We start from the raw sequence: 25,765 nt of genomic DNA, 5'->3' as shown, positions 1-25,765 counted from the left end.
ATTAAAAGAACCCTAATGCATTAGGACTATAACTAACAAGGAGATTCTTAGTTTGTTGATAGTGATCTAACATCATTTTATGAGTTTCTCTTCCAATTCCAGATGATTTATAACCTCCAAAGGCGGCATGCGCAGGATAGGCATGGTAACAATTTGTCCAGACACGACCAGCTTGGATTTCTCGCCCGAACTGATATGCTTTGTTAATATCGCGAGTCCACACACCGGCACCTAGACCAAATGCAGTATCATTGGCGATTTCTAATGCTTCCTTCTCATCTTTAAATGTCGTTACTGAAACAACGGGTCCAAAAATCTCTTCTTGGAAAATTCTCATTTTGTTATGCCCCTTAAAAACTGTTGGCTTTACATAATATCCATTAGCTAACTCACCAACGAAACGATTTCGTTCACCACCACTGAGGCATTGAGCCCCTTCACTTTTCCCAATTTCAATATAGGAAAGAATTTTTTCCATTTGTTCAGATGAAGCCTGGGCCCCCATCATTGTATCCGTATCAAGTGGGTTTCCTGTTCTAATCTCTGCAACACGTTGGAGTGCGCGCTCCATAAATTGGTCAAAGATTGATTCTTGAATTAAGGCTCTCGAAGGGCAAGTACAAACTTCCCCTTGATTAAGGGCAAACATTACAAACCCTTCAACCGCTTTATTAAGGAACTCATCATCATTAGCAGCGACATCCTCTAAGAAGATATTCGGTGATTTCCCACCAAGCTCCAAGGTTACAGGGATAATATTTTGCGATGCATACTGCATAATTAAACGCCCAGTAGATGTCTCGCCTGTAAAGGCCACTTTGGCAATACGGGGGCTAGATGCTAACGGTTTTCCAGCTTCGACCCCGAAACCGTTTACAATGTTTAGCACACCTGGTGGTAAAAGATCAGCAATTAACTCAGTAAGAACTAAGATTGATGTAGGCGTTTGTTCTGCTGGTTTTAAGACAATGCAGTTACCAGCAGCAAGTGCAGGTGCAATTTTCCATGCTGCCATTAAGATCGGGAAGTTCCAAGGAATGATTTGTCCAACAACGCCTAAAGGCTCATGGAAATGGTAAGCAATCGTATTTTCGTCAATTTCACCAACGGATCCTTCCTGTGCGCGAATACAACCGGCAAAATACCGAAAATGATCAATCGCCAATGGAATATCTGCTGCTAAAGTTTCACGTACTGCTTTTCCATTTTCCCATGTTTCAGCGACTGCTAGAGTTTCTAGATTTTCTTCCAATCGGTCAGCAATTTTATTTAATATCATCGCTCGCTCTGCTACAGATGTTTTTCCCCACTTTGCTTTTACCGAGTGTGCAGCATCTAATGCACTTTCAATATCTTCAGCAGTAGATCTCGCGACTTGACAGAAAACATTCCCATCGACAGGAGAAACATTATCAAAATACTCCCCGTTTATAGGTGCGACCCACTCACCGTTAATAAAGTTATCGTATCTCTTTTTAAACGTAACCTTTGAACCTGGTTGTCCTGGATTTGCATATATCATCATATTCCCCCTAAAACAGTTAAATGTAATAAGACTATTTCATGTAAATATCAGCATCCAACAATGACTGCTCGTCCTTTTTTTATTACAATGCTGCTCGAATAATCCCTTGAACATCATCTAGAGTTGCCTTACGTGGGTTTGTAAATGAACAAGCATCCTTCATTGCATTTTCGGCTAATACTGGAATATCCTCTTCACGAACACCAAGAGCTGCTAAGTTTCCAGGAATTCCAACATCACTTGCTAATGTTTCAATGGCACTCAGTGCTCTTTCGGCAGCTTCACGAACAGATAAACCGTTTACATTTTCACCTAAAGCTACAGCAATATCGACAAATCGATCAGACTTTGCAATCAAATTAAACCTTTCGACATGAGGGAGAAGAACCGCATTACAAACGCCATGTGGTAAATTGTAAAAACCGCCAAGCTGGTGAGCAATCGCATGAACATAGCCTAGTGAAGCATTGTTAAAAGCCATTCCTGCTAAAAATTGGGCATAGGACATATTGTTTCTTGCTTCAACATCTTCACCATTCGCAACAGCTGTTCGGAGATTCTTACTAATTAAACGAATCGCTTGGAGCGCGCAAGCATCGGTAATTGGTGTTGCAGCTGTAGAAACATACGCTTCAACAGCATGTGTAAGTGCATCCATCCCAGTTGCTGCTGTTAAGCCAGCAGGTTTCTTTATAGTAAGAATTGGGTCATTCACGGATATCATCGGAGTCGTATGTTTATCTACTATGGCCATTTTTACCTTTCTCGATGTATCCGTTATGATACAAAAACGGGTCATTTCACTAGCTGTACCAGCAGTTGTGTTGATAGCTACGAGTGGTGGCATAGGTACCTTTGATTGATCTAGGCCTTCATAGTCATGGATCGTTCCACCGTTTGATGCAACCAAGCCAATTCCTTTTGCACAATCATGCGAGCTTCCGCCTCCTAATGAAACAATTGCATTACAATGATTTTCCTTATACACTTTTAGTCCAGCTTCAACATTTAAATCAGTAGGATTTGGTTCAGAACCATCAAAAATTATTGTTTCAACTCCTGATTCTCGAATTGTACTTGCAACTTCCTCTGCAACTCCCATTTTACTTAATCCTATATCAGTAACGATTAAAGCTTTCTTGCAACCTAGTAATCTAATTCTTGGTCCAGCTTCTTTCACTGCACCAACCCCCATTAAATTTACTGTTGGCATAAAAAAAGCAAATACTTGTTCAGTAGCCATAATAAAACTCCTCCTTAGAATTATAATTTGTTGAACTCACTACTTTTAAAAAGCAAATATGATGCCAAAATATTTTGAAGGGGAATTTCTTTTAAAAAATAACTGCAATCCTATGTTGTAAGGGGATTGGTATCTTGAATAATTTCCGAATCAAAAAATAATAGGGTCTAAAAAAGCCGAAAATTCGGCTGCTTTAGTCAAGATTTTGGTTTTGAATCCAAAATCTTGTCAAAATTGTGACAGCACTTAGAGGGAATCTTTTAGTAGAGGGATTTAATAGGGATAAACTTCAGATATACAACAAAAGCCGTGATCTGTACCAAGATAAAAAGGTAATTAGTATCAATAAAACTTCTAAATCAATAAGATAAAGTAATATGATAAAACTATTACTTATTCATTTCCTGGGTAAGCGCAAAAATGGAGTCATTTCGAGTGTTTCGGTCGTTCTTCAAGATAGTTTTGTCTATCTATGGTCGTCTATTAATGGTTCAAATTTCCTGTTGTCGATCTGAAGCAAAATAAGTAGAATGTATAGGGATATATAAGATTTATGGAGAGATGTTAATTGAGTAAATATATTTTAATTTTGTTTTTTCTTATGATTGGTTTTACGTTCTTTATTATGAATGAGATTAGTTCTTCCCAAACTTTATCAATATTTCTGCAAAAATAGGTGAATAAACTAGTACATGTACTCCTTGTTTTGAATAGGTTGATATTGAACCTAAATTAAAAGGAGGAGATAAACATGTTTGGACCTCGTGGTATTCCTATGCGTCCAATAGTTCATCCTACTAAATGTAAAGTGAAGCATCATTGCTGTGAGTATATTGTTCCTGAAATTCATCCAACGCATATTCAAAATGTAACTCATCATAATTATAAGCATGTACACAGTTTCCCAGTGACACAGTCACAAGTAGACACTGTTTCTCATCAACACTTTACAGCTCCATCAGCTGTTAGTCCATTTGGACCAGGGCCAGGTGCACCATCAGCAGTGAGTCCATTTGGACCAGGACCGGGTATGATGGGACCGGGTATGGGACCGGGTACCGTGGCAGGTGCTGGATTTGGGCCAGGGAAATGCTGTAAGCCTCGCCGACCTTGGTTCTAAATTTGTAACATGTAAATCTAGTGAGCTGTATCATTTACAGCTCACTTTTTTAAATTCGTGTATTTACGAATAAAAATAAGCTATAATGGAAATTGACTTATTTCATTATATTTGAAAAAATAAGTAGTAGAATGGGAGATTGTATAACTAGATTGAGGTGAAGGTTATATGGAGAAAATAACACAATTATCGACAAAAGATATTTTAGATAAGGAATTTAAAACGAGTATCCGTGGTTATAATCAAGAAGAAGTGGATAAGTTTCTAGATCTTATTATTAAAGATTATGAAGCAATGCAACAACGAATTGACCAGCTTGAACAGGAAAATAATAAGCTAAAGACTACTGCTATCAAGCAACCAGAAAAGCCAGTCAGACCAACTCAAGTTACGGGCAATACGAATTATGATATTCTAAAACGTCTATCGAATTTGGAAAAACACGTATTTGGGAGCAAGTTATTTGACTAATATAATCAGGGTACATAATTGTCCCTTAAAAACTTTACTTTCAATGAATGAACGTATTTGCTAGTATTGTTATGGCTTTTTTAAGGGGGAATTTTTCTTGATCGAAGTTTATATTGATGGTGCAAGCGCCGGAGATCCCGGTCCATCCGGTGCCGGGGTCTTTATCAAAGATGGTGCAGGGCAGGTGGAACGGTATTCCATTCCATTAGGTTTGATGTCAAATCATGAAGCTGAGTACAGAGCGTTGCTTGCAGCATTACAAATTTGTATAGATAAACATTATTCTGTAGTTTCATTTCGAACGGATTCTAAGTTAGTTGATGAAGCGATCGAAAAACAGTATGTAAAAAATAAGCTTTTTCAGCCCTTACTAGAGGAAGCACTGTTGCTAATAGAGAAGCTTGATTTATTTTTTATCAAATGGATACCAAGTAACCAAAATAAAACTGCGGATGAGCTGGCCCGGAAGGCAATTCGCTCAATTGATAAACAAAAATAGCAGTTGATCACATGATTCAAGTAGCAATCTCATTATACTGGAGTAAACTTCCACTTGATAAACCTTTAAGTTAAGCATATAATAGAATTTGTCGTCGATACGACACCATAAGCGTTTAGGTAATCGCTGCATCGTTTGATGTAGAGGAAAGTCCATGCTCGCACGGTCTGCGATGACCGTAGTGTTCGTGCCTAGCAAAAAAATAAGCTAGGGTAGTTTGGTTTCGACTGGACTAACGGCAGGGAAAACACCTAAGTCTTTTGGATATGGTGTGAATACCTTGAAAGTGCCACAGTGACGTAGTCTGTTTGGAAACAAACAGAGTGGAACGGGTAAACCCCTCGAGCGAGAAACCCAAATTTGGTAGGGGAACTTTCTCAAAGGAATTGAACTAAGAGAAGGACAGATTATCTAATCTGTAGATAGATGATTACCGCCGGAGTACGAGGTTCATACCGTTTGCAGTACAAAGGAACAAAACATGGCTTATCGAACGCTTTTGGATGATACGATGATTAACCCCAGATAATTCTGGGGTTTTTTATTTTGAAAAATTTTTTTCGATATATACTAGTACAATTTGTATAAAGAGGAAAAGATGCTTATAATGAATAGTGGATTTATAATGAAGTATTGGTGAGCAGAAAGGATTTTTTTATGGGAAAAATAACATTAATTGCAACGGCAGCAATGGGAATTGAAGCGCTCGTTGCCAGAGAGGTTCGAGCACTTGGTTACGAAAATGTGACTGTTGATAATGGAAAAATTACATATGAGGCAGAGGAAAGTGCGATTTGTCGGTCGAATTTATGGCTTCGCACAGCAGACCGGGTAAAGTTAAAGGTCGGTGAATTTAAGGCCACAACATTTGATGAATTATTTGAAAAGACAAAAGCATTACCGTGGGGACAGTTCATTCCTGAAAATGGTGAATTCCCTGTCATTGGAAAGTCGGTTAAATCAAAATTATTTAGCGTTTCTGATTGTCAAGCGATTGTAAAGAAAGCCGTAGTTGATAGCTTGAAAAAAACATATCATCGTTCATGGTTCGATGAGGATGGTCCGTTATTTCGGATCGAGGTTGCCTTACATAAGGATATCGCTACATTAACGATTGATACAAGTGGAAGCGGCCTGCATAAACGAGGTTACCGTTATTTGCATAGTGAGGCACCTTTAAAGGAAACGATGGCAGCAACATTGATTATGCTAACAAATTGGACACCAGACCGACCGTTTGCTGATCCATTCTGTGGATCTGGAACGTTACCGATTGAAGCTGCATTAATTGGTCAAAACATTGCACCAGGATTTAATCGTGATTTTGCATCACATGGATGGGATTGGATCGGACAAGCAAACTGGGATAAAGCAATGGAAGAAGCGGAAGATTTAGCGAAGTACGACCAACCGTTAGAAATTTATGGCTCTGATATTGACCATAAAATGGTTGATTTAGCGAAAAATAACGCAATGGAAGCCGGATTAGGTGAAATCATTAAGTTTAAACAAATGCAGGTAAAGGATTTTACAACAAAATCTAAGTATGGATGCCTGATTGGTAATCCTCCATATGGAGAACGACTTGGTGAGGTGAAAGAAGTCGAACAAATGTACAGAGATATGGGCCGGACATTTGCCCATTTAGACACGTGGTCCATTTATATGTTAACATCACATCCAGATTTTGAAGAACTGTACGGTAAAAAGGCAACAAAGAAACGAAAGCTCTTTAACGGCAACATTAGGACCGATTATTACCAGTTTTTTGGACCGAGACCGCCAAAGAATGAATAATTTATCAATATATAGAGCCAGACTTTTTTCAGTGTAAAACTGAAGGAAGAGCTGGCTTTTTTATATTAATAACGTAATCGAAAAAATGGGGCACTCCATCAAGAGTGCCCCTATTTGGCTTACCAACCAAAGTCTTATGTTAATATTTTCGAATGACATGTTATTTTTTATGTCTCCTTTGTAAGTATTTGTGCTCTGGTATATTATTCCTTTTAAAATATTGCTAAAGCAAGCTACATTTTACTTAAAAAAATGCAGCTTTTTTCTTTTATTTCGTTTATTGTACGGGAACTTTAAAACAACACATAAGGAATTATCATTCTTTAGTCATAAATTTCCAAAAACAGTTTATCCACATGGAAGTCATGATTCTTAAACTCTCTTCATTAACATAAAAATAAATTGGTCATTTTTCAGATTGAAAAAACATTAAGATAGATGAGGGGAAATGGATATGTTCGGAAGGGATCATATTGGTATTGATTTAGGGACGGCGAATACGTTGGTTTACTTGAAAGATTTAGGGATTATTGTACGAGAACCATCTATTGTAGCTCGCAATATTAATACTGGTAAAATTGAGGCTATCGGTAGTCAGGCAAAACAGTTAGTTGATCGAACACCTACAAATATTGTGTCTGTTCGTCCTCTGCTTGATGGAGTGATTGCTGATTACGAAGTAGCAACAAAAATGATTCGTTATTTTATGAAAAAAGCATTTGAAGTAAAAGGGAAAATGAATTTAGCGAAATTCCGGAAATCGAATGTGATGATATGTGTGCCATGTGGTACGACTCCAGTGGAAAAGAAGGCGATTGAAGAAGCCGCAAAACAAGCTGGTGCAAATCATGTCTTTACGATTGAGGAACCATTAGCTGCTGCAATTGGAGCAGATCTTCCTGTGTGGGAGCCTTCAGGAAGCATGATAATTGATATTGGTGGTGGCTCCACAGAAGTTGCCGTTATTTCCTATGGGGGAATTATTACCAGTACATCGATCCGTATAGCAGGAGACGAGATGGATGAAGCGATTATGCAGTGTATTAAGAAAAAGTATAATATTGAGATTGGAAAACAAACAGCTGAATTTTTAAAAATTGAAATTGGAAGTGCAATGCCTCTAAATAAAGCAGAAACAAAAATTGTCAGAGGTATTGATATAACTAGTGGATTGCCAAAAATTATCGAAGTGACCTCTACAGATATATATGAATCACTTTACGATGTTAAGGCGAGCATTATTGATGCGGTAAAAGTAACATTACAAAAAACACCACCTGAACTCGCAGGAGATGTCATTGACAAAGGTGTTGTGTTAGCTGGTGGTGGATCACTCCTCCGACATTTAGATAAAGTACTTGCAAATGAAGTATTGATCCCTGTACATATTGCAGAAAATCCATTAGATTGTGTTGCTATTGGAACGGGTCTTGCTTTTGAAAGAAAAGATCAGATTCAGTTAAGCATTTAATAATTTAAAATTTAAAATGTAAAATTTGGAATTAAAACCATACAAACCAAAAAACAGGAGCTGCCTTAGTGGTGGCGCCTGTTTTATATGTTACGGTTGATTGTGAATTGGTGATCCTAGGTCGTTATTCTCCATTTCCCTTATAAATAAAGCTAATTAAACTACATACCATAAATACCTATAATTTCTATCCTTAGTATTGATAGTGATAAACGGTTTATTCATTTAATTATCACGAATGTTTTCTTTGTTTATTTGAGTATGTTTTGATCTTTGAAGCGGAAAATAAGGCAAACACATCTGAAGTAGTTAAAAGTTGAAAGTTAAAAAATACTGGTTAAGGAAGGATTGGAATGAAGTTGATCTATAGGGTTTCTTTTCTTTTACTTAGTGTTTGCCTAATATTGTTTGGTTGTAGTAATGAAAAGATAATTCCTTTTGAAAGTAATGGGGATTCGAGTATTACCGAGGGATCATTACAAGGACTTCAACAGGGGGGCAGCTTTCGGGATGTAGCTGCCCATTGGGCAAAAGATGAAATTCACTTTTTAAAAAATCAAAACATTGTCGGTGGATATCCCGATGGAAGGTTTGGTCCTAAGGATGAAATAAAAAGAGTCCATGCGGCATTAATGTTGCAACGTGAGTTACAATTTGATACATCGAATCGACCAGCACCAAATTTTTCTGATGTTGATGTAACCCATCCAGATTATGATGTCATTGCTACATTAGCAGATGAGGAAATTATAACCGGGTATGAAGGTAAATTTATGCCGAATGCACCTTTAACTCGAGCTGAAATGGCAGCGATACTTCAACGAGCCTACAGCTTACAAGGGGAAGGCGATTTTGAGTTTAATGATGTTTCCTCGAAATTTTGGGGTCATGAAGCGATTCAATCATTGGTTGCCAATCAAATTACTGTAGGGTATCCAGACCGGACGTTTCAACCCCGCTCAAATATTTCACGGGCTGAATTTTCTGTGTTTATGGCAAGAACATTAAATGATGAATTCAAAAAAGATGTTAAACAACAACCGTTAAAAGCGCATTTCCTTAATGTTGGTCAAGGAGATGCAACGTTGATCGAACTGCCAAACGGAAAAACAATACTAATTGATGCAGGTGACAAATCGGCAGGTGAAAAAATCGTTTCTTATCTAAAAAAAGCGGGTATCTCTTCAATTGACTTGGTTATTGCTACACATGCGCATGCTGACCATATCGGGGGTTTAGTCGATGTTTTGAAACAATTTGAAATTAAACAAATCATTGATAGTGGGCGTACTCATACGTCACAAACTTATCTTGATTATCTCACATATGTTGATAATCAGAATCTTCCATTTGCAAAAGCTGTACCAGGCACAACCTATGACTTGGACCCTTCCGTTACGATTAGATTTTTAAATACAGGTTCTGAGGAGAAAAGTTTAAACGATTCATCCGTGGCTTTAAAGTTAACTTACAATCAAGTGAGCTTATTATTTACAGGTGATGCCGAACTTGGACCAGAAGAACAGATGGTGAATCAATATGATCTATCAGCACAAATATTGCAAGTAGGACACCACGGTTCATTTACATCATCGAACAACAGCTTTCTTTACGATGTACAACCTGAAATGGCGATTCTTTCTTATGGTGAAGGGAATCGTTACAATCATCCACATCATGAAGCGATTCAACGTTTACGAAATAGTGGAGCGAAACTTTATTCACTTGCAAATTCAGGAGATGTCATAATAACAACTGATGGAATCAATTACGATGCAACAGCAAGTCCTTGGGATGGAACTGGAAATGCAGAAGGTTCAGGCGGTGATGAGGACGAGATTATATATCCTGTTAACATTAATACAGCTAATTTTGAAACATTACAGCAGATTACTGGTGTTGGGGAAGTAATTGCTGAAAATATTATTAATTATCGTGAACAGCATGGTCCATTTACATCAATTGAACAACTTAAAAATGTTAATCGTATTGGACCGGTTACATTTGAAAATATGAAGCACCAAATTACCATCTAAAGGAGGAAGATAAATGCCAACGTATACACTTGATCGAATTGAGGGGCATATGGCAATTCTGTTATTACGGAGTGATGAATCCATTCAAAAAGATATTCATATTGATCATCTTCCTGCAGGAACCAAAGAAGGTGACCTGTTCGATGTCACATTTGAAGAGGATGGAACAACAGTGAAAACAATTACCCAGTCAAAGGAGGAAACGAATCAAGTAAAAAAAGAGGCTGATCAGCTTATGCAAAAAATCTTAGCAAAAAATAAACAATAGGTACGAAATTTACCTTAGTCTCCCTCGAATCTTACTCATAAAAGAGTAAATACTACCTTATAGGTGGAAGTACAGATGTAAGGTTCGATTCCTTACCAAGAGTTGGTTACAAGTACTTCACTGGTACAATCAGCTTCAATATTGTATCGCGATACATGCCATGAATGAGTTCATATTTCCTCATTCATGGCAATTGTTAATAGGATAAAAAAGAAGGGAAATGGACATTCTAAATAGGACAGAACTCTTTAGCATTTACCAATGATTATTTACATATTGTTTAAAGTTAGGAGATGATGAAATGACGAATGATGGAACAGAATATGGCTTAACTGAAATACAACAAATTGAAATGGCAATCAAATCGGCGCAACGTATGGTTGGTCAAGCAACAATGAGTATGGATGAAGACCAATTAAAAGCAGCAACTGATGCAATAAATCAAGCAAAACAGCAATACAATCATGCTGTAGCACATGCTACAGGAATCGATGAAAAGTTCTTTGAATTTTCCTCAGAACTAATCGAACGAATTGACCATCAATTGAAAGAAGCAAAAGAATAAAACATCATTGGAGTGTCTACCAAGAATCTGGCGGGCACTCTTCGATTTTGTGGTTAATTGAAGAAGAGCTTTTTTAGTTTAGAGTTTAGAGTTTAGAGTTGAAACCTTTGAAAGAAGAAGGGCTTTGAGGACACAGCAAAAGCCCGTTTCTTTTAACTCTAAACTCTAAATTCTACACTCTAAACTAATTAGTTGACATTATATAGAAAATTATAGGATAATATTTTGTCAGCTATTTGAACGTGAAAAGGAGTATTTTCGTTGAATAAATTTGAATCTTTACCATTTTCGTATGATAAGACGCAATCGTTTTTTGACAAGTTAGGTGAATGGGTTGGCGATGTTTTTTATGATATTTTACCTGAAGCTGGATTTGAACTGAGGGATGAGCAAGTATTTATGGCTTTTCAACTTGAAAGAGCCTTTATTGAAAAGAAAGTTATCTTTGCTGAAGCAGGTGTAGGGACTGGTAAGACAATTGTCTATCTGTTATATGCGATTTGCTATGCCAGGTATATGCGTAAGCCGGCGATTATTGCATGTGCCGATGAATCACTGATCGAACAACTTGTGAAACCTGAGGGAGATATTGCAAAATTAGCCAAACATCTTGGGTTAAATATTGATGTTCGCTTGGCAAAATCCCAAGATCAATATTTATGTTTACAAAAGTTAGATACCGAGCGTAATCGAGATGATTATGATGAGCTATATGATGAGATTTACGAAGAATTACCACCATTTGTAACGAGCAATGCTCCGTTGCAGTCATTTTATCATTATGGAGACAGAAAAAATTATCCTGACTTAAATAATGAAAAGTGGGAAAAAATCGGCTGGGATACGTTTCAAGATTGCTTTGTATGTGAGCAGCGGCATCGTTGCGGGCAAACATTAACACGTGAACATTACCGAAAAGCGACTGATTTGATTATCTGTTCCCATGATTTTTATATGGAGCATGTTTGGACATATGATTCACGAAAGCGGGAAGGTCAATTACCGTTACTGCCAGAAGCTAGCTCCATTGTCTTTGATGAAGGACATTTATTAGAGTTTGCTGCGCAGAAAGCATTGACCTATAAGTTGCGGCATGAAGTACTTGAAGAGCTGCTTAGTCGTTTAAGTGAAAATGATACACGTGAAGAATTTGCTGTCTTAATCGATGAAACGATTTCACAAAGCTTATATTTTTTCCATACACTACGACAGCAAATCATAGATATCCCGGGTTCTCATCGTAAGAACATAAAGTTTAATGAGATGATCGTATCTGAGGTCAAGCATCTGAAGAGTTTACTGACGAGACTTGAGGATGAACTTGTGTTTGAAAGTGAGCTTTATACAATTGATCAATACCAGCTTCGGATTGTTGAAGAGCATATTGAAATGATTCAAAAGGCATTACAACTGTTTATACAGCGAGAAAATTTAATCTCCTGGGTGACGGAAGATCAACATGGTTTAACTCTAGTCATTATGCCGCGCCTTGTTGAAGAGGTGCTTAAAGAGCGGGTATTCTCCAAAAAGATCCCAGTTGTATTTTCATCAGCGACACTTTCAAGTAATGATTCATTTGAATACATGGCTAACAGTATTGGTGTAGAAGATTACCTTTCATTTTCTGTTTCTTCTCCATTTGATTATGAAACGAAAATGGAGGTTTATAGTCCAGAGCTTACATCAGAAGACATTTTCACACAAAAATATAACTATGCAAACCAGTTAATTGAGGAAACAAAGGGTCGGGCATTGATTCTATTTAATCAAGAGGAAGAACTGCTTCAATTTAAACAAAAAATGATAGATGATCACCTGGATCGAGGCATTCAATTTTTATTTGAAGGTGATCAGGAAATCAGTCAATTAATTTCTACTTTCCAACGAGAAGAAACGAGTTGTTTGGCAGCGGTTCATTTATGGGAAGGGTTAGATATTCCAGGACCTTCATTAGTTAATGTGATTATTTGGTCACTTCCATTTCCGCCTAATGACCCTGTGTTTATGGCAAAAAGACAAACAACAAGTAATCCATATCAAGAAGTAGATTTACCGTATATGATATTACGATTACGTCAAGGAATAGGCAGATTGATTCGAACTCATAATGACAGTGGAATTGTTTCAATTTTTGATGAACGTATTCACTTTGATCCCGAACTTAAATCGATGATAACATCAATCCTTCCTAAAGGTGTACAATTAAATAAATCGATATAATCTCTTAGAGTATGAATTCACTTTTTATTTTCGTTTTATGTTATAATATTAATATAACAATGGTTATAATTGTTTTTAAGGTTTATCGTTTTTCGATAGGTGAAAAATAAGCCGCTGTTATTCTCTGCAATAGAGAATAAGTAGCGGCTTTCTATATAGTGTGAAGTAAATCACTTTCATTTCTAGTGACAAGCATTACAATACATTATGCAAACATAAAATGATAATATTGCCCAAATAAGGAAGTGGGGTGTCTATTATGGCTATGCACGAGCCTAGAATATATGATGCGTTAGGTCGCCCCCTGCGTGACCTAAGGATATCGATGACTGACCGATGTAATTTCCGCTGCAGCTACTGTATGCCCGCTGAGATTTTTGACTCTAATTTTAAATTTCTCCCAAGAAAAGAGTTACTATCATTTGAGGAAATTCATCGCCTAATCCAACAATTTATTGCTGTGGCTGGGATTAAAAAAATAAGAATTACTGGCGGAGAACCACTAATGAGAAACGACTTGTCTCGTTTTATTGAGATGGTAAATCAAATTGAAGAAATCAATGATATAGCAATGACAACAAATGGGTCCCTATTAAGGAAACATGCCAAAGCGTTAAAACAAGCTGGATTAGATCGAGTTACAATTAGTTTAGATAGTCTAAACAGTGAATTATTTGAAAAAATCAACGGTCGCGGGGTTACAGTTGCGACTGTACTTGATGGGATTGAAGCTGCTCAGGAGGCAGGTTTAAAGGTAAAAATGAATATGGTCGTTCAACGCGGTGTAAATGAAAACGATATTCTTCCTATGGCAAAGTTTTTCCGTGAAAAAGGAATCATTCTCCGTTTTATTGAATTTATGGACGTTGGAAATTCAAATGGCTGGAAATTAGATCAAGTTGTATCAAAGAAAGAAATCTTTAGTATCATTAATAAAGAAATGCCAATTGAGCCAATCGAGGCCAATTATAAAGGAGAAGTCGCCACTAGATACCGCTATAAAGGAAGTAATGATGAAATAGGAATTATTTCATCTGTAACAGACGCATTCTGTTCAACGTGTTCAAGGGCACGTTTATCTGCAGACGGTAAAATCTATACATGCCTGTTTGCGTTTGGTGGGACTGATATTCGGGGACCGCTTAGAGAAGGAGCGACGGATAAAGAACTCCAAGACATTATCGTCAACACGTGGCAAAAACGAGGCGACCGCTATTCCGAAGAACGGCTAAATAACACAGATAAAAGAGAAATCAAAAAGATCGAAATGTCTCATATTGGGGGATAACATCTTTTTGTTTAGAGTTTAGAGTAAGAAAGCTTAAAGGCAATTTAAAATGTAAAATTTAGAATTTAGAATTAAGTTCTTCTTTAGACGTTTCAAGAAGATCTAAAATAAAAAACCTTCGTAGGCGGATCTACGAAGGTTTTTTAACTCTAAACTTTTAACTCTAAACTCTAAACTATTAACTTATTTCGGATTCACAACGTCCTCAATTTTCGGGTTGTCAAAAGTTAAGTAGCTCAGGTCGTTGTTATAGTCAATGGTCATGCCGTCCATGTACCAGAAGTCTTCCTCGTTTACAAAGAAGTTTACCCCTTTTTTCTCAAGTAAATAAGAAGAGGATTGAGGGGTTTCTTTTGTTACTCCGACTGAAAATCCTCCGGAACCACATCCGCCTACTCGAACAAAAAGACGGAGAGAATCATTTTTTTGCAGGTCCATTTCTTCTATATAAAGCTGTGCGGCTGCATCTGTTATTGTCATTTCCATATAAAAACCTCCAATAGTAAGCGTACCAAAGTTATAACATAATAAAACTAGTCTGACAAATAATATGTTCTATCGATAAAAGATTGAAGATTAGAAATACTAAACAAAAGAAGGAAATAATGTTATTTTCAGAGAAGTTGTGTTTCTATATAGAAAGGATGTGTTAGTTTGAGTAAATCTATAAATGAAATTGAGAAGTCTTTTTTAGAGCATGTAAATAAAATTGAAAGCTATAATGAAGCCATCTCATTGATCTACTGGGACATGCGTACAGGAGCTCCTAAAAAAGGATTAGAGCAGCGGTCAGAGGTTGTGAGTACCCTTTCAACTGAAGCTTTTCATTTATCTACATCTAAGGAAATGGAAGGTTATTTAGAAGCCTTATTAGATAAAACGGTTCAAGAAGAATTGAGTGAAATTACGCGTAAAACAGTGGAAGAATGCAAGCGGGAATTTGATAAAAATAAAAAGATTCCGGCAAATGAATATAAAGAATATGTGAAATTAACTTCAACAGCCGAGTCGGTATGGGAGGAAGCAAAGGAAAAAAGCGATTTTGCGATGTTTCAGCCATATTTAGAAAAGCTTGTTGAATTTAATAAACACTTTGTTGATTTATGGGGCTATGAAGGGAATAAGTATAATACTCTTTTACAAGATTATGAACCAGGAATCACTGTCGATATTCTTGATGAAGTCTTTGGGAAGCTGCGTGAACAGCTCGTGCCACTCGTTCAAGCAGTAACAGAAGCGAAGAACAAACCCAATACAGACTTTTTATTTCAGAATTTCCCTGAACAACAACAAAAAGCGTTCAATTTAGAGATTCTTAAGCAAATGGGTTATGATTTTGATGCCGGTCGTCTCGACAAAACTGTACATCCGTTTGCTACAGGACTAAATCCTGGTGATGTGCGAGTAACAACAAAATATGATGAAAAAGATTTTCGTACCGCCGTCTTTGGGACAATCCATGAAGGTGGACATGCACTATATGAGCAAAATATTTCAATGGATCTCATAGGCACCCCTTTATGTGATGGAACCTCTATGGGAATTCATGAATCACAATCTCTCTTTTGGGAGAACTTTGTAGCGAGAAACTACTCATTTTGGAAAAGAAATTATGATTTATTGAAACAGCATGCGAATGGTCAATTTGATCATGTCTCTCTTGATGAGTTCTATCGGGGAATTAATGTTGCTGGTCCTTCACTAATCCGAATCGAAGCAGACGAAATGACCTATGCTCTACATATTATTTTACGCTATGAAATTGAAAAAGGATTAATCAACGGAACCATTGCAGTCAAAGACCTCCCTACTATTTGGAATGATAAAATGGAAGAGTATTTAGGAATTCGCCCAAGTAATGATGCAGAAGGAGTTTTGCAAGATGTTCACTGGTCAGGTGGTGCCTTTGGTTACTTCCCATCTTATGCCTTAGGTTATATTTATGCTGCACAGTTGAAGCGAGCAATGGATAAAGATCTTCCCAACTTCGAGCAACTTCTAGAAGAAGGTACTCTTGCTCCAATTAAAGAATGGATGACAAAGCATGTGCATCAATACGGGAAAATGAAAAAGCCATTGGAAATCTTAAAGGATACAACTGGGGAAGAATTAAATGCCAGCTACTTAGTCTCATATTTAGAAAATAAATATAAAAGCATTTATCAATTATAGGAACGTAGCGGAAGCGGTTATATTTATACCGCTTCTTTTTTTGATGTTTCACTATTTTGTCATAATTTACAGGAATAACGATATATTATTGTATCAACGTATAAAAAGGGGGAACGGCTATGTCGGTTGGAATCCTATTAACAGTTGTTACAGTTTTCGTTATTTTTTTATTTGCAATGATGATCGGAAACAAATTCTTTCAGTATTTACAGCGAAAGCAAGATGAAGAAGCAAACAATAAGTATATTGATAGTTAATACACATAGTTACTTATAATTCTGGTTGAATGAAGCAGCTCTTCTAAAAAGAGAGTTTGCTTCATTTTTTTAGTTATGTTGTCATAAATAGCTGCTTTTCTGAATAGCTATTTAATAAGGACATATCTCCTAAATTATAAGTAGGATGCTCACAAAGATGGTTGTATTTTTTATCAGTAAATTCTCTGAAAAGTCACATTCAAGGAGCAGATAGATGATAGAGGATACTATATTTTATAACCTATCAAATGAGAAAATGGAATTTTTGCAAGTCTATAAAAACATAGAGCAATTTGTAAAAAGTGATCCAACTGCAATGTACCGTCTGGCAATTGGAACGGATTCACATGTCCATAAAGAAGGGACAAGATTTATTACGGCGATTCATTTACATCGTTTAGGTAAAGGTGCTTGGGGTTGTCTGCAAAAACGGATCATAAAAAAACAGCTGTCCTCTGTGCATGAGAAAATTTTGTTAGAAACGAAATTTAGTCAAGAAATTGCAACTTTATTTACTGCTGACCACTTAGCACAATTAGCAGAGATTGTTGCTCCTTATTCTGGCAAAGGGGGCGGACTCGTATTTGAAATCCACCTGGATATTGGCAAAAACGGCTTAACGAAGGAATTTATTAAAGAGATGACCGAAAGAATTGCAGCGTCTGGTTTACATGCAAAAATAAAACCTGAATCGTATGCAGCGAGTAGTTATGCAAACAAGTTTACGAAATAAGAGGCTTGGAAAAATGAGCAAAAAAAGATTAAACCTGATCAATTTTATGGTAGGTTTAATCTTTTTTTGTGGTTGTCAATTATTTAATAAAAAGTATTGTCAATTAAACGTAACGTTAAAATAAACCGTTCCGGGGCTGCACCAACATAATCAAATGGAAAGCAGGTAACAAGAGTTAGAATAGCTTCATCATATGGAACAATCACTGTCCTGTCATCTTGATCTACAATTCTTTCAGTAATCACTTCATACGTAAATGAACCAGCATACGTTTCGACAATGACAACATCTCCAAGTGTGACTTCTCCTAGTCTACGAAACACTGTATCACGGTGGCCCGCAAGAACAGAATTATCATGTTCCCCTGGAAGAACACTACCAGTATAGTGGCCAACGCCTTTTGCTAATTCTTTCTGATCCGTTCCAGAAATGATCGGGTATTCTTCATCTAAACTTGGCAGAATAATTTTTCCAAACACATCACCTACATTTGGCCTTGTTTCATAAACAAACGGAGTAATTATTTCTTCCTCCACAGTATCGTTCAGGTTTTCTTCTAACTGGTCATCTTCAACCGACACGTTTAGAGGCTCTACTATAGAAACAGGTGATTCTTCTTTTTGATAATTTACTTTATTTTCTTCCCATTCTTCAAGTGTTGTAGTTATCTTTGAATTAGTTGTTAGTAGTTGAATAGAAGAATAAATGATAAAAAAAAGCGAGAGGCAAAAAACTGCTCCCGCTACCCAAATCATTAGAGTTCTAATTTTTTTCACCCCATCACATTATCAGTTTTTCTCTTTCTTCGTAATCTCCAAAGTATTCCAGCAGAAAGAATGGCTAAAACTCCACTGTATAAGAGCATTGTATGCCATGCTCCAGCAGTAACAGGTAGCTTTCCACCGTTAACTGTAGAAGGGGTAGTATCAGTGGTACTTGGATTAGTGCTTACTGGAACTGCTGCTTTAGGTTTATTTTTAACTGTTTTTTCTTTCTTAGGCTGTTCAACATGATCTCGATGATCAGGCTTTTCTCGAGATTCATCATTTTCAGAAGGATCTGGTTTAGGTGGCTCTGAATCGCCATTATCACCGCCGCCGTTATCACCGCCGCCATTATCACCGCCGCCGTTATCACTGCCGCCGTTATCACCGCCGCCGTTATCACCGCCGCCATTATCACCGCCGCCGTTATCACCGCCGCCGTTATCACCGCCACCGTTATCACCGCCGCCGTTATCACCGCCGCCGTTATCACCGCCGCCGTTATCACCGCCGCCGTTATCACCGCCGCCGTTATCACCGCCGCCATTATCACCGCCGCCATTATCACCGCCGCCGTTATCACCACCATCATCATCAGATCCTGGATAGCTTACCCATATATTGATTGTTGCATTTCCGGCTGTTTTTAAATCGTCAATATCATATTCTTTGTTATCAACCCTAACTGATTTTATGTTTTGATGATCAAACCCCTCAGGTATGTGTACGGCATACATTTTTCCACCTTGTTTTGCAAGTTTGATGGACTGATCATAAAACACGATATACACATCAAGATCTGCAGGGACCGAGTTCGAGAAATGTACATGAACACTGTGATTTATGACAGGTACATCATTCGGTTTGTTACCGGAGCCTTGATTATCATTTTGTCCCTGGTTACTACCAGGCCCTTGGTTATCATTTTGTCCCTGGTTATTACCAGGCCCTTGATTATCATTTTGTCCCTGGTTATTGCCAGGCCCTTGATTATCATTTTGCCCTTGGTTATTACCGGGCCCTTGGTTATCATTTTGTCCCTGGTTATTGCCAGGCCCTTGGTTATCATTTTGTCCCTGGTTATTGCCAGGCCCTTGGTTTTCATTTTGCCCTTGACTATTGCCAGGCCTACCGTTATTCTCATTTTGTTCTTGATTGTTATTACCCTCTGAAGAAACCGTTGTACCTTCATCTGAATCTGCACTTGTGTTTGTAGTTCCAGCTACATAAGGGAAAATTCCAAAACCGACTACTAACGCGATCGTCATTAAAACAATGTGAAATTTTCTCTTCATGTTGTTCTCCTTCCTAGTTGATTAAGCTTAAAATTTGAAAGAACATCCTCCTTTCTCCATTCTCAACAAAAAATAAAGTGTTTCGTTATAACGAATCGTGGGTCACATTATTTAAAACTATTCGTTATAAAGTACAATATGAACAAACATAACGAACAATTACTTCCTTTTTGGATTTTGGCACTTTAAACGAACAAAATAAAAAGAACAGCTGACTATTTTGCTAGTCAAAACTGTTTCTTTTTAGATTCATATCTTTAAAGTTTTAAGTGATCACCGATGTACAGCTTGTGATTCTGAATCGTACCTAACGGAAGTTCTAACGTATAATGAGCGGTTCGTACAGGAGGAACGAAGGACCAGGGGCGAACACGTTGCTTTAGATAGACAATCTTTTGATCCTTATCTAAAAAAACAACATCAATTGAAAAAAACATAAAACACATATGAATGGAGTTACACGGAGTTAACAAAAGCGCTTCATCTTTAATCGGCTTTCTTCTAAACATTAACCCTCGCAATCTCGTCCAAAAATTATCTGCAATGACTATACGATGTGGTAGAGAAATTAAATTGTTATTTTCCATCATATACCCCTTTCAATTCATTGTTTAAAGTTAGGACAAAGTAAGCAAATAAACTTAGTATATTCGTTATAAGAAATTTATATGTCTTTTAGAAAAACTAGGAAAAAGGAGGTAAAACGAGAAAAAGCTAAAAAAATATATTGACAACCGTTCATTATTACGAATTTCGGACAAATACAGGCCTTTTCTTTTCAGAATTTTTAGATTAATATTCGTTATACAGAACGGTTACTGGACAACATTGCTGAACTAAAACATAGAAGGGTGGAATTGTTTTATGGAAATGATGAAGAGATTGATAGTGGAAGAAGAAGGGCAAGGGATGGTTGAGTATGGATTGATTACGGGGTTAATTGCAATTATTGCAGTATTTATATTTAGTGATACGGGCGGAGTAAGACCAGCTCTTGAAGGTCTTTATAGCGATTTAGCTGACAAAATTAAATTCCCAGGTGGAGGAGGAGATGGTGGAGGAGAAGGATAAAATAAGAATGGATAATACCAACGTCCTACTATTAAGTAGGACGTTATTTTAAAAATAGGAGGAGATTCAATTGGTTGTTTCAATTGCAGCTCTTACATCAGCTTTTTGCGCTTTTACTGATTGGAAGTACCGAAAAATTTTTAATAAAATTACCTTTCCGACAATCTTAATTGCATTAATATATTGGTTAGTTTCACAAGGAATAAATGGGTTTCTAATCTGGGGTTCTGGTTTATTACTCGGGACAGCGCTTTTATTTATCCCTTTTCTCCTAAAAGGTATGGGGGCAGGTGATGTAAAGATGTTAGCGATGATTGGTGCATTAACTGGTCCAATATTTGTCTTTAAAGCATTTTTATTCGGAGCAATACTAGGTGGATTTTTCGCAGTATTTTATATGATTAAGTTAGGTTTTTCACGGAAGCAGATGATCCCTTATGGAATACCACTTGCGTTTGGTGTCTTTGTACAAATTTTATTTGAAGTAGGGATTGTATGAGTAAAATAAATACATCTGAATCAGGTCAAAGTATTGTTGAATTTGCCTTTATCATTCCTCTATTAATATTAATCCTAGTAGGAATTTTTGAGTTTGGTTTAATTTTTCATACACAACTAACGTTAAACAATGTTAGTAGAGATGCGGCGAGGATGGAAAGCATTGGTAAAGATTCAGATACAATTTATGATGAATTTGATTTAACAGTTACATTTGAAGATGCGAATAAAGCACGTGGTTCAAAAGTAACGGCTTATGTTACAGAATCCTATACAATAACAACACCTTTTTTGGCTCAACTCTTCTCTGATCCAATCGAACTAGAGAGTACGACAGTTATGAGAGTCGAATAAGGGGGTGTTTAAATTAAATGAAACTCTATAAATCTTTAAAAACTGATGAACGTGGTGTAGTTATGGTTTTCGTTGCTCTAGGAATGGTTGTTATACTTGGATTTTGCGCTCTAGTTGTTGATGTAGGAATGCTATATTTTGAGAAAAGTAAATTACAAAAAGCAGCTGATGCCGCAGCGCTTGGAGGTGCACAGGAGTTGCCATTTTCTGAAAGTGAAGCTAAAGCTAAAGCTGTCTCGATTGCAAATGAAAATATTAACGGTGCTACGATTCCTACCCCTGAAGTCGGGGAAGGAGGTACGCCTACTTGGATTCGAGTTCAACTTGAACGGGATGTCCCCCCTACATTTGCTAGAATATTAGGTTTTAATAATGATATTACAGTAAAAGCAAATGCCAAAGTAGAACTTAATGCCCTATCCTCTGGTGAAGGAGTTTTACCTATAGGTGTTGATCTTGAGAAATATCCCAATTTTGGAGTGGGTAATGATGTTGTTTTAAGGTGGAGTGATAGTGAGGAAGGAAATTTTGGATATTTAGCATTTTACGGACCAGGTGCTGATGTTCTTAAAGACCTTTTGGAGGATATACATTCGTATGATAATTATAAAGAAATATTTGTTGGTAGAGCCTATCCAACTCAAACCGGTAATATCGCTTCAATACATGATCTTTTGAAGAAGTTAGAAGGAGAGACGGTTTTAGTTCCTATATATGAAACGGTAGCTTCTGACTATACGCTTAAAGAAAACGATGAGTGCGTTAATACAAATACTCAAGGTGGAAAATCGTGTGTTCTGATCAAAGGTTTTGCTACGGTAAAAATAGCTTCAGTAGAGAATGAGAAGAAAGAAAATGGAAATGCAATTGGGAAAATAGAGGTTACTGCAACTATTGAAAAAGCTAATGTTGCAGGAAATAGTTCACCTGAAGCAATAAATTATTCAACATACGGATTAAAGTTAGTTGAGTAAGCTCTAGTTAAATAAGGAGGACCTATGAAAACAAAAAAAATATGGCTATGGTCGTTAGTTTTTGGTCTGGTTGCGACTGTAACGTTTTACGTTACGATATTTTCAAATCAAAATATCGATACATCCGTTTCCGCAACTGAAACTCAAGAACCAACAGAAGAAGTTGATGCAGAAAGTGAATCAAGCAGTGAAGTCACCTTCAAACAAGAATTATTACCATTTGAAGAAGGGAAACGAGCCATTGCTTTACAAGTTGATGAAGTGGCCGGTGTACAAGGGTTTATTAAACCTGGCTCTTTCGTAGATTTAGTTTGGGTCAGTCATCCTCCTGATGAAGCAATTGAAAAAGGTCAGCATGCTGCATCATCAATGTTATTACAAAACGTTAAAATATTAGGTGTAGGGCATGCTGCGGATAGTGAATCGGAGGCTGCTCGCTATCAATCAGTCATTCTTGAAGTCACACCATACGAAGGATTAGCGCTAGGTTTTGCGAAGAAAGATGATCTTTATATTATGTTAAGATCTGAAGGTGATTCCCATGTTGAGCCAGAGAAAACACATCTACATGAGGATGAAATCCATAAAGGAGTGTACAAAAAATGATACATTGGTTAGGGCTTACGGATGATACAGTCAGTATAAAAAGTCTAGATTCGACTTTAAAAACACAAGTTGCAGAGATCCAGTGGTTTACAGATAAAGCAGAACTAAATGATGCCGTAGCTAATACTGAACATGCTATCGTACTTTTAAAATCAAGCGACGTTTATGACATCTTTGAGTTGAGTAAAGAAATTTCATTATCTAATAGACTGCATTCTACCATTCTACTAGTATCAGAAGAAGAGAATGATTTAAAAAAGGCAATACGCGCTGGAGCTGCTGAAATGATAGATATGAACGCTTCAGAAACTGAAATGATTAACGCCATTGAAGAGGTGAGAAATGCTCTTCTTGCTAAAGCAGAGAAAATAACTACTTCCAATAATCATGAAAAGAGGGAAGGAAAGGTCATTACAGTCTGTAGTACAAAGGGAGGGGTTGGCAAGACTACCCTATCTGTTAATTTAGCCTCGGCTTTCTCTAAGCAGCAATTTAAAGTTGCCATATTAGATTTGGACCTTCAATTTGGTGACGTGTCGATTCAAATGGATGTAAAGCCAAAGCAAACTATTTACGAGTGGGTGAAAGAGGAATACGGCTATCAAGAAACAAGTATCAAAAGATTTATGCTCTCTCATTCTTCAGGTGTTGATATTCTTTCCTCTCCACTGCGGCCTGAATTTTCTGAAGTCATTACGGATGAACATATAAAAGTCATTATTGCTGATTTAAAACATCATTACGACATTATTATTGTTGATACGGCACCTTTCCTGGTTGAGACGAGTTTGATGGCTTTAGAGCAATCGGAAGAAATTCTATTGATTACAACTAAGGATCTTCCAACATTAAAAAATAATAAGCTTTATATTGAAACACTAGCCTCCTTAGGATTAAAGGAAAAAATAAAAGTGATTTTAAATTGTGACAGAAAAGTAAAAGGAATACTAACGGATATGATTGAGGAAATTTTGGGACTGCCTCTTTATGATCAGGTTCCAAATGATGATAAGTTTGTTCCCCTTTCAGTGAACGAAGGAATTCCTATTGTTATTTCAAAGCCAAAAGCGAAAGTGGCAAAGAAAATCAATGCGATTGCTGCTAAGCTATACCCAAATAATCAGCTAATAAAGTCTAAAAGGAAGTTCTTAATTAGAAATTAGGAGGTGGAAACTAATATGTCTCTTTTAGAACGGTTAGGAGGTCAACAGAGTACAACTCCTTCTAAAAAAACGACTAGCACGATAAATAAGGAAGATCTGCATTATTCTCGTAAAATAAAGGTTAATCCTGAAATGGAAATCCGCTTGCATAATTTTTTAGTAGAGGAGCTCAAAAAATATCCAGAAACTTCAGATGAAAACATGTCAATGACGATTAAAGAAATTGCATCCTCTTTTTTCGAAACAGAAGGCGACCGTTTAACATTTGAGGAAAAAAAAGAGCTTTTAAGGATTGTTGAAAGCGAATTAATGGGATATGGCCCAATTACGGCACTATTAACAGACCCTGATGTTTCTGAGGTTATGGTGAATGGACCGAATACTATTTATGTAGAAAGAAAGGGACGGCTGCAAAGGTGTGATATCCGTTTTCGTGATGACGAGCATGTGATTCGTGTTATCGATCGAATTGTTTCCCCTCTTGGCCGTCGAATCGACGAAAGTGTACCAATGGTTGATGCGCGTTTACCTGATGGCTCTCGTGTAAATGCCATTATTCCACCACTCGCCTTAAATGGACCAACGATTACGATAAGAAAATTCTCTGATACACCGTTTCAAATTCATGATTTAATAAGGTTTGGTACATTAAGTGAAGAAATGGCAAAATTTTTAGATGGCTGTGTAAAAGCAAAATTAAATATCTTTATTAGCGGTGGTACCGGTTCAGGGAAAACGAGTACATTGAATGTGTTGTCCTCCTTTATTCCAAATAGTGATCGTATTGTCACAATTGAGGATGCTGCAGAGCTGAAATTAGATCAAGAGCATGTTGTTACACTTGAAGCACGCCCAGCAAATATTGAAGGAAAAGGGGCAATTACAATCCGTGACCTCGTTAGAAACTCATTACGTATGAGACCTGATCGCATTGTTATCGGGGAGGTAAGAAGTGCGGAAACACTTGATATGCTACAGGCGATGAATACAGGACATGACGGGTCATTAGGTACGGGACATGCGAATTCACCACGTGATATGCTTTCGCGTTTGGAGACAATGGTGTTAATGGCAGGGATGGATTTACCAATTCGGGCAATCCGTGAACAAATTGCCGGAGCACTAGATATCATTATTCACCAATCGAGGCTAAGAGATGGTAGTCGTAAAATTACCCACATCACCGAGGTTTTAGGGATGGAAGGAGATACAATTGTCCTTCAAGATTTGTTTCGCTTTAAAGAATCTGGCATCAATAGAAATGGTGGCATTGAAGGTGAATTTGCTTCAGCAGGAATTAGACCTCACTGTGCAGAAAGATTTGAATTGAACGGGATTGATTTACCGGCGTCATGGTTTGGTGAGGAGTGGTAAC

At 37.1% G+C, this 25,765-nt stretch carries 26 protein-coding genes and 1 other RNA gene; 21 read left to right on the top strand and 6 right to left on the bottom strand.

Going from position 1 to position 25,765, the window contains the following annotated elements:
- Nucleotide 1 precedes the first annotated feature (1 nt).
- Both exaC and ACJ2A9_RS01745 read right to left on the bottom strand, forming a co-directional pair.
- Nucleotides 2-1,522 carry an acetaldehyde dehydrogenase ExaC gene (gene exaC, locus ACJ2A9_RS01750; RefSeq protein ID WP_441419880.1) on the bottom strand — a complete coding sequence of 507 codons (1,521 nt, stop codon included), beginning with the start codon at nt 1,520-1,522 and terminating at the stop codon, nt 2-4.
- Between the two features lie 85 nt (nt 1,523-1,607).
- Nucleotides 1,608-2,768 (bottom strand): iron-containing alcohol dehydrogenase, encoded by a 1,161-nt coding sequence (locus tag ACJ2A9_RS01745; RefSeq protein ID WP_441419879.1) that lies wholly within the window; start codon nt 2,766-2,768, stop codon nt 1,608-1,610.
- A gap of 751 nt (nt 2,769-3,519) precedes the next feature.
- On the opposite strand from ACJ2A9_RS01745, the gene ACJ2A9_RS01740 reads away from it, so the two are divergent.
- From ACJ2A9_RS01740 to moaA, 11 genes are all read left to right on the top strand, one after another.
- A complete protein-coding gene (locus tag ACJ2A9_RS01740) occupies nt 3,520-3,888 on the top strand; it encodes a spore coat protein (protein WP_441419878.1) in 369 nt (122 codons plus the stop codon).
- Between the two features lie 168 nt (nt 3,889-4,056).
- Entirely contained in the window at nt 4,057-4,359 is a 303-nt protein-coding gene (gene gpsB / locus ACJ2A9_RS01735; RefSeq protein WP_441419877.1) for a cell division regulator GpsB, read from the top strand.
- 97 nt (nt 4,360-4,456) lie between these two features.
- The gene (locus ACJ2A9_RS01730) at nt 4,457-4,858 is read left to right on the top strand and encodes a reverse transcriptase-like protein (protein ID WP_441419876.1); all 402 of its coding nucleotides are present in this window, start codon (nt 4,457-4,459) and stop codon (nt 4,856-4,858) included.
- A 111-nt stretch (nt 4,859-4,969) separates the two neighbouring features.
- Nucleotides 4,970-5,352, top strand: an RNA gene (gene rnpB / locus ACJ2A9_RS01725) — RNase P RNA component class B.
- 163 nt (nt 5,353-5,515) lie between these two features.
- Entirely contained in the window at nt 5,516-6,655 is a 1,140-nt protein-coding gene (locus ACJ2A9_RS01720) for a THUMP domain-containing class I SAM-dependent RNA methyltransferase (protein WP_441419875.1), read from the top strand.
- 454 nt (nt 6,656-7,109) lie between these two features.
- The gene (locus ACJ2A9_RS01715; RefSeq protein ID WP_441419874.1) at nt 7,110-8,126 is read left to right on the top strand and encodes a rod shape-determining protein; all 1,017 of its coding nucleotides are present in this window, start codon (nt 7,110-7,112) and stop codon (nt 8,124-8,126) included.
- A gap of 353 nt (nt 8,127-8,479) precedes the next feature.
- Entirely contained in the window at nt 8,480-10,162 is a 1,683-nt protein-coding gene (locus tag ACJ2A9_RS01710) for an S-layer homology domain-containing protein (RefSeq protein WP_441419873.1), read from the top strand.
- A 13-nt stretch (nt 10,163-10,175) separates the two neighbouring features.
- Nucleotides 10,176-10,430 carry a DUF3006 domain-containing protein gene (locus ACJ2A9_RS01705; RefSeq protein WP_441419872.1) on the top strand — a complete coding sequence of 85 codons (255 nt, stop codon included), beginning with the start codon at nt 10,176-10,178 and terminating at the stop codon, nt 10,428-10,430.
- Between the two features lie 301 nt (nt 10,431-10,731).
- Complete coding sequence (locus ACJ2A9_RS01700) at nt 10,732-10,995, top strand: DUF2564 family protein (RefSeq protein WP_441419871.1); 264 nt, start codon at nt 10,732-10,734, stop codon at nt 10,993-10,995.
- Nucleotides 10,996-11,256: 261 nt separating this feature from the next.
- Entirely contained in the window at nt 11,257-13,215 is a 1,959-nt protein-coding gene (locus tag ACJ2A9_RS01695; protein WP_441419870.1) for an ATP-dependent DNA helicase, read from the top strand.
- Between the two features lie 259 nt (nt 13,216-13,474).
- Complete coding sequence (gene moaA, locus ACJ2A9_RS01690; RefSeq protein ID WP_441419869.1) at nt 13,475-14,503, top strand: GTP 3',8-cyclase MoaA; 1,029 nt, start codon at nt 13,475-13,477, stop codon at nt 14,501-14,503.
- Nucleotides 14,504-14,686: 183 nt separating this feature from the next.
- On the opposite strand, the gene ACJ2A9_RS01685 is transcribed toward moaA, so the two are convergent.
- On the bottom strand, nt 14,687-14,989 hold the full coding sequence (locus tag ACJ2A9_RS01685) for a HesB/YadR/YfhF family protein (RefSeq protein WP_441419868.1): 303 nt from the start codon (nt 14,987-14,989) through the stop codon (nt 14,687-14,689).
- Nucleotides 14,990-15,157: 168 nt separating this feature from the next.
- On the opposite strand from ACJ2A9_RS01685, the gene ACJ2A9_RS01680 reads away from it, so the two are divergent.
- The 3 genes from ACJ2A9_RS01680 (at nt 15,158) to ACJ2A9_RS01670 (ending at nt 17,665) form a co-directional block, all read left to right on the top strand.
- Entirely contained in the window at nt 15,158-16,675 is a 1,518-nt protein-coding gene (locus ACJ2A9_RS01680) for a carboxypeptidase M32 (RefSeq protein WP_441419867.1), read from the top strand.
- Between the two features lie 119 nt (nt 16,676-16,794).
- Nucleotides 16,795-16,932 (top strand): hypothetical protein, encoded by a 138-nt coding sequence (locus ACJ2A9_RS01675; protein WP_441419866.1) that lies wholly within the window; start codon nt 16,795-16,797, stop codon nt 16,930-16,932.
- Nucleotides 16,933-17,146: 214 nt separating this feature from the next.
- Nucleotides 17,147-17,665 carry a ribonuclease H-like YkuK family protein gene (locus ACJ2A9_RS01670; protein ID WP_441419865.1) on the top strand — a complete coding sequence of 173 codons (519 nt, stop codon included), beginning with the start codon at nt 17,147-17,149 and terminating at the stop codon, nt 17,663-17,665.
- A gap of 83 nt (nt 17,666-17,748) precedes the next feature.
- Here ACJ2A9_RS01670 and ACJ2A9_RS01665 read toward each other — a convergent pair whose 3' ends face one another.
- From ACJ2A9_RS01665 to ACJ2A9_RS01655, 3 genes are all read right to left on the bottom strand, one after another.
- A complete protein-coding gene (locus ACJ2A9_RS01665; protein WP_441419864.1) occupies nt 17,749-18,441 on the bottom strand; it encodes a class D sortase in 693 nt (230 codons plus the stop codon).
- Nucleotides 18,438-19,724 carry a hypothetical protein gene (locus tag ACJ2A9_RS01660; RefSeq protein WP_441419863.1) on the bottom strand — a complete coding sequence of 429 codons (1,287 nt, stop codon included), beginning with the start codon at nt 19,722-19,724 and terminating at the stop codon, nt 18,438-18,440. The genes ACJ2A9_RS01665 and ACJ2A9_RS01660 overlap by 4 nt, the downstream gene beginning before the upstream one ends.
- A gap of 257 nt (nt 19,725-19,981) precedes the next feature.
- A complete protein-coding gene (locus tag ACJ2A9_RS01655) occupies nt 19,982-20,311 on the bottom strand; it encodes a DUF192 domain-containing protein (protein ID WP_441419862.1) in 330 nt (109 codons plus the stop codon).
- Nucleotides 20,312-20,588: 277 nt separating this feature from the next.
- Between ACJ2A9_RS01655 and ACJ2A9_RS01650 the strand changes: the two genes are divergently transcribed.
- The 7 genes from ACJ2A9_RS01650 (at nt 20,589) to ACJ2A9_RS01620 (ending at nt 25,764) form a co-directional block, all read left to right on the top strand.
- A complete protein-coding gene (locus ACJ2A9_RS01650) occupies nt 20,589-20,795 on the top strand; it encodes a Flp family type IVb pilin (RefSeq protein WP_441419861.1) in 207 nt (68 codons plus the stop codon).
- 70 nt (nt 20,796-20,865) lie between these two features.
- Nucleotides 20,866-21,294 carry an A24 family peptidase gene (locus ACJ2A9_RS01645; protein WP_441419860.1) on the top strand — a complete coding sequence of 143 codons (429 nt, stop codon included), beginning with the start codon at nt 20,866-20,868 and terminating at the stop codon, nt 21,292-21,294.
- Complete coding sequence (locus ACJ2A9_RS01640) at nt 21,291-21,647, top strand: TadE family protein (RefSeq protein ID WP_441419859.1); 357 nt, start codon at nt 21,291-21,293, stop codon at nt 21,645-21,647. The genes ACJ2A9_RS01645 and ACJ2A9_RS01640 overlap by 4 nt, the downstream gene beginning before the upstream one ends.
- Before the next feature lie 17 nt (nt 21,648-21,664).
- Nucleotides 21,665-22,621, top strand: coding sequence for a pilus assembly protein TadG-related protein (locus tag ACJ2A9_RS01635; RefSeq protein ID WP_441419858.1), 957 nt, complete (start codon nt 21,665-21,667; stop codon nt 22,619-22,621).
- 24 nt (nt 22,622-22,645) lie between these two features.
- Nucleotides 22,646-23,227 (top strand): Flp pilus assembly protein CpaB, encoded by a 582-nt coding sequence (gene cpaB, locus ACJ2A9_RS01630; protein ID WP_441419857.1) that lies wholly within the window; start codon nt 22,646-22,648, stop codon nt 23,225-23,227.
- A complete protein-coding gene (locus tag ACJ2A9_RS01625) occupies nt 23,224-24,390 on the top strand; it encodes an AAA family ATPase (RefSeq protein ID WP_441419856.1) in 1,167 nt (388 codons plus the stop codon). Before cpaB ends, ACJ2A9_RS01625 begins: the two co-directional genes overlap by 4 nt.
- A 15-nt stretch (nt 24,391-24,405) precedes the next feature.
- Entirely contained in the window at nt 24,406-25,764 is a 1,359-nt protein-coding gene (locus tag ACJ2A9_RS01620; RefSeq protein WP_441419855.1) for a CpaF family protein, read from the top strand.
- The last annotated feature ends 1 nt before the right edge of the window (nt 25,765 follow it).

Origin of the sequence: Anaerobacillus sp. MEB173 (assembly GCF_052119505.1) — a bacterium.
Taxonomy (GTDB): Bacteria; Bacillota; Bacilli; order Bacillales; family JBJMAU01; genus JBJMAU01.
Note: the sequence above shows the minus strand (reverse complement) of the source record. Positions and strands in the feature narration are given on the sequence as shown.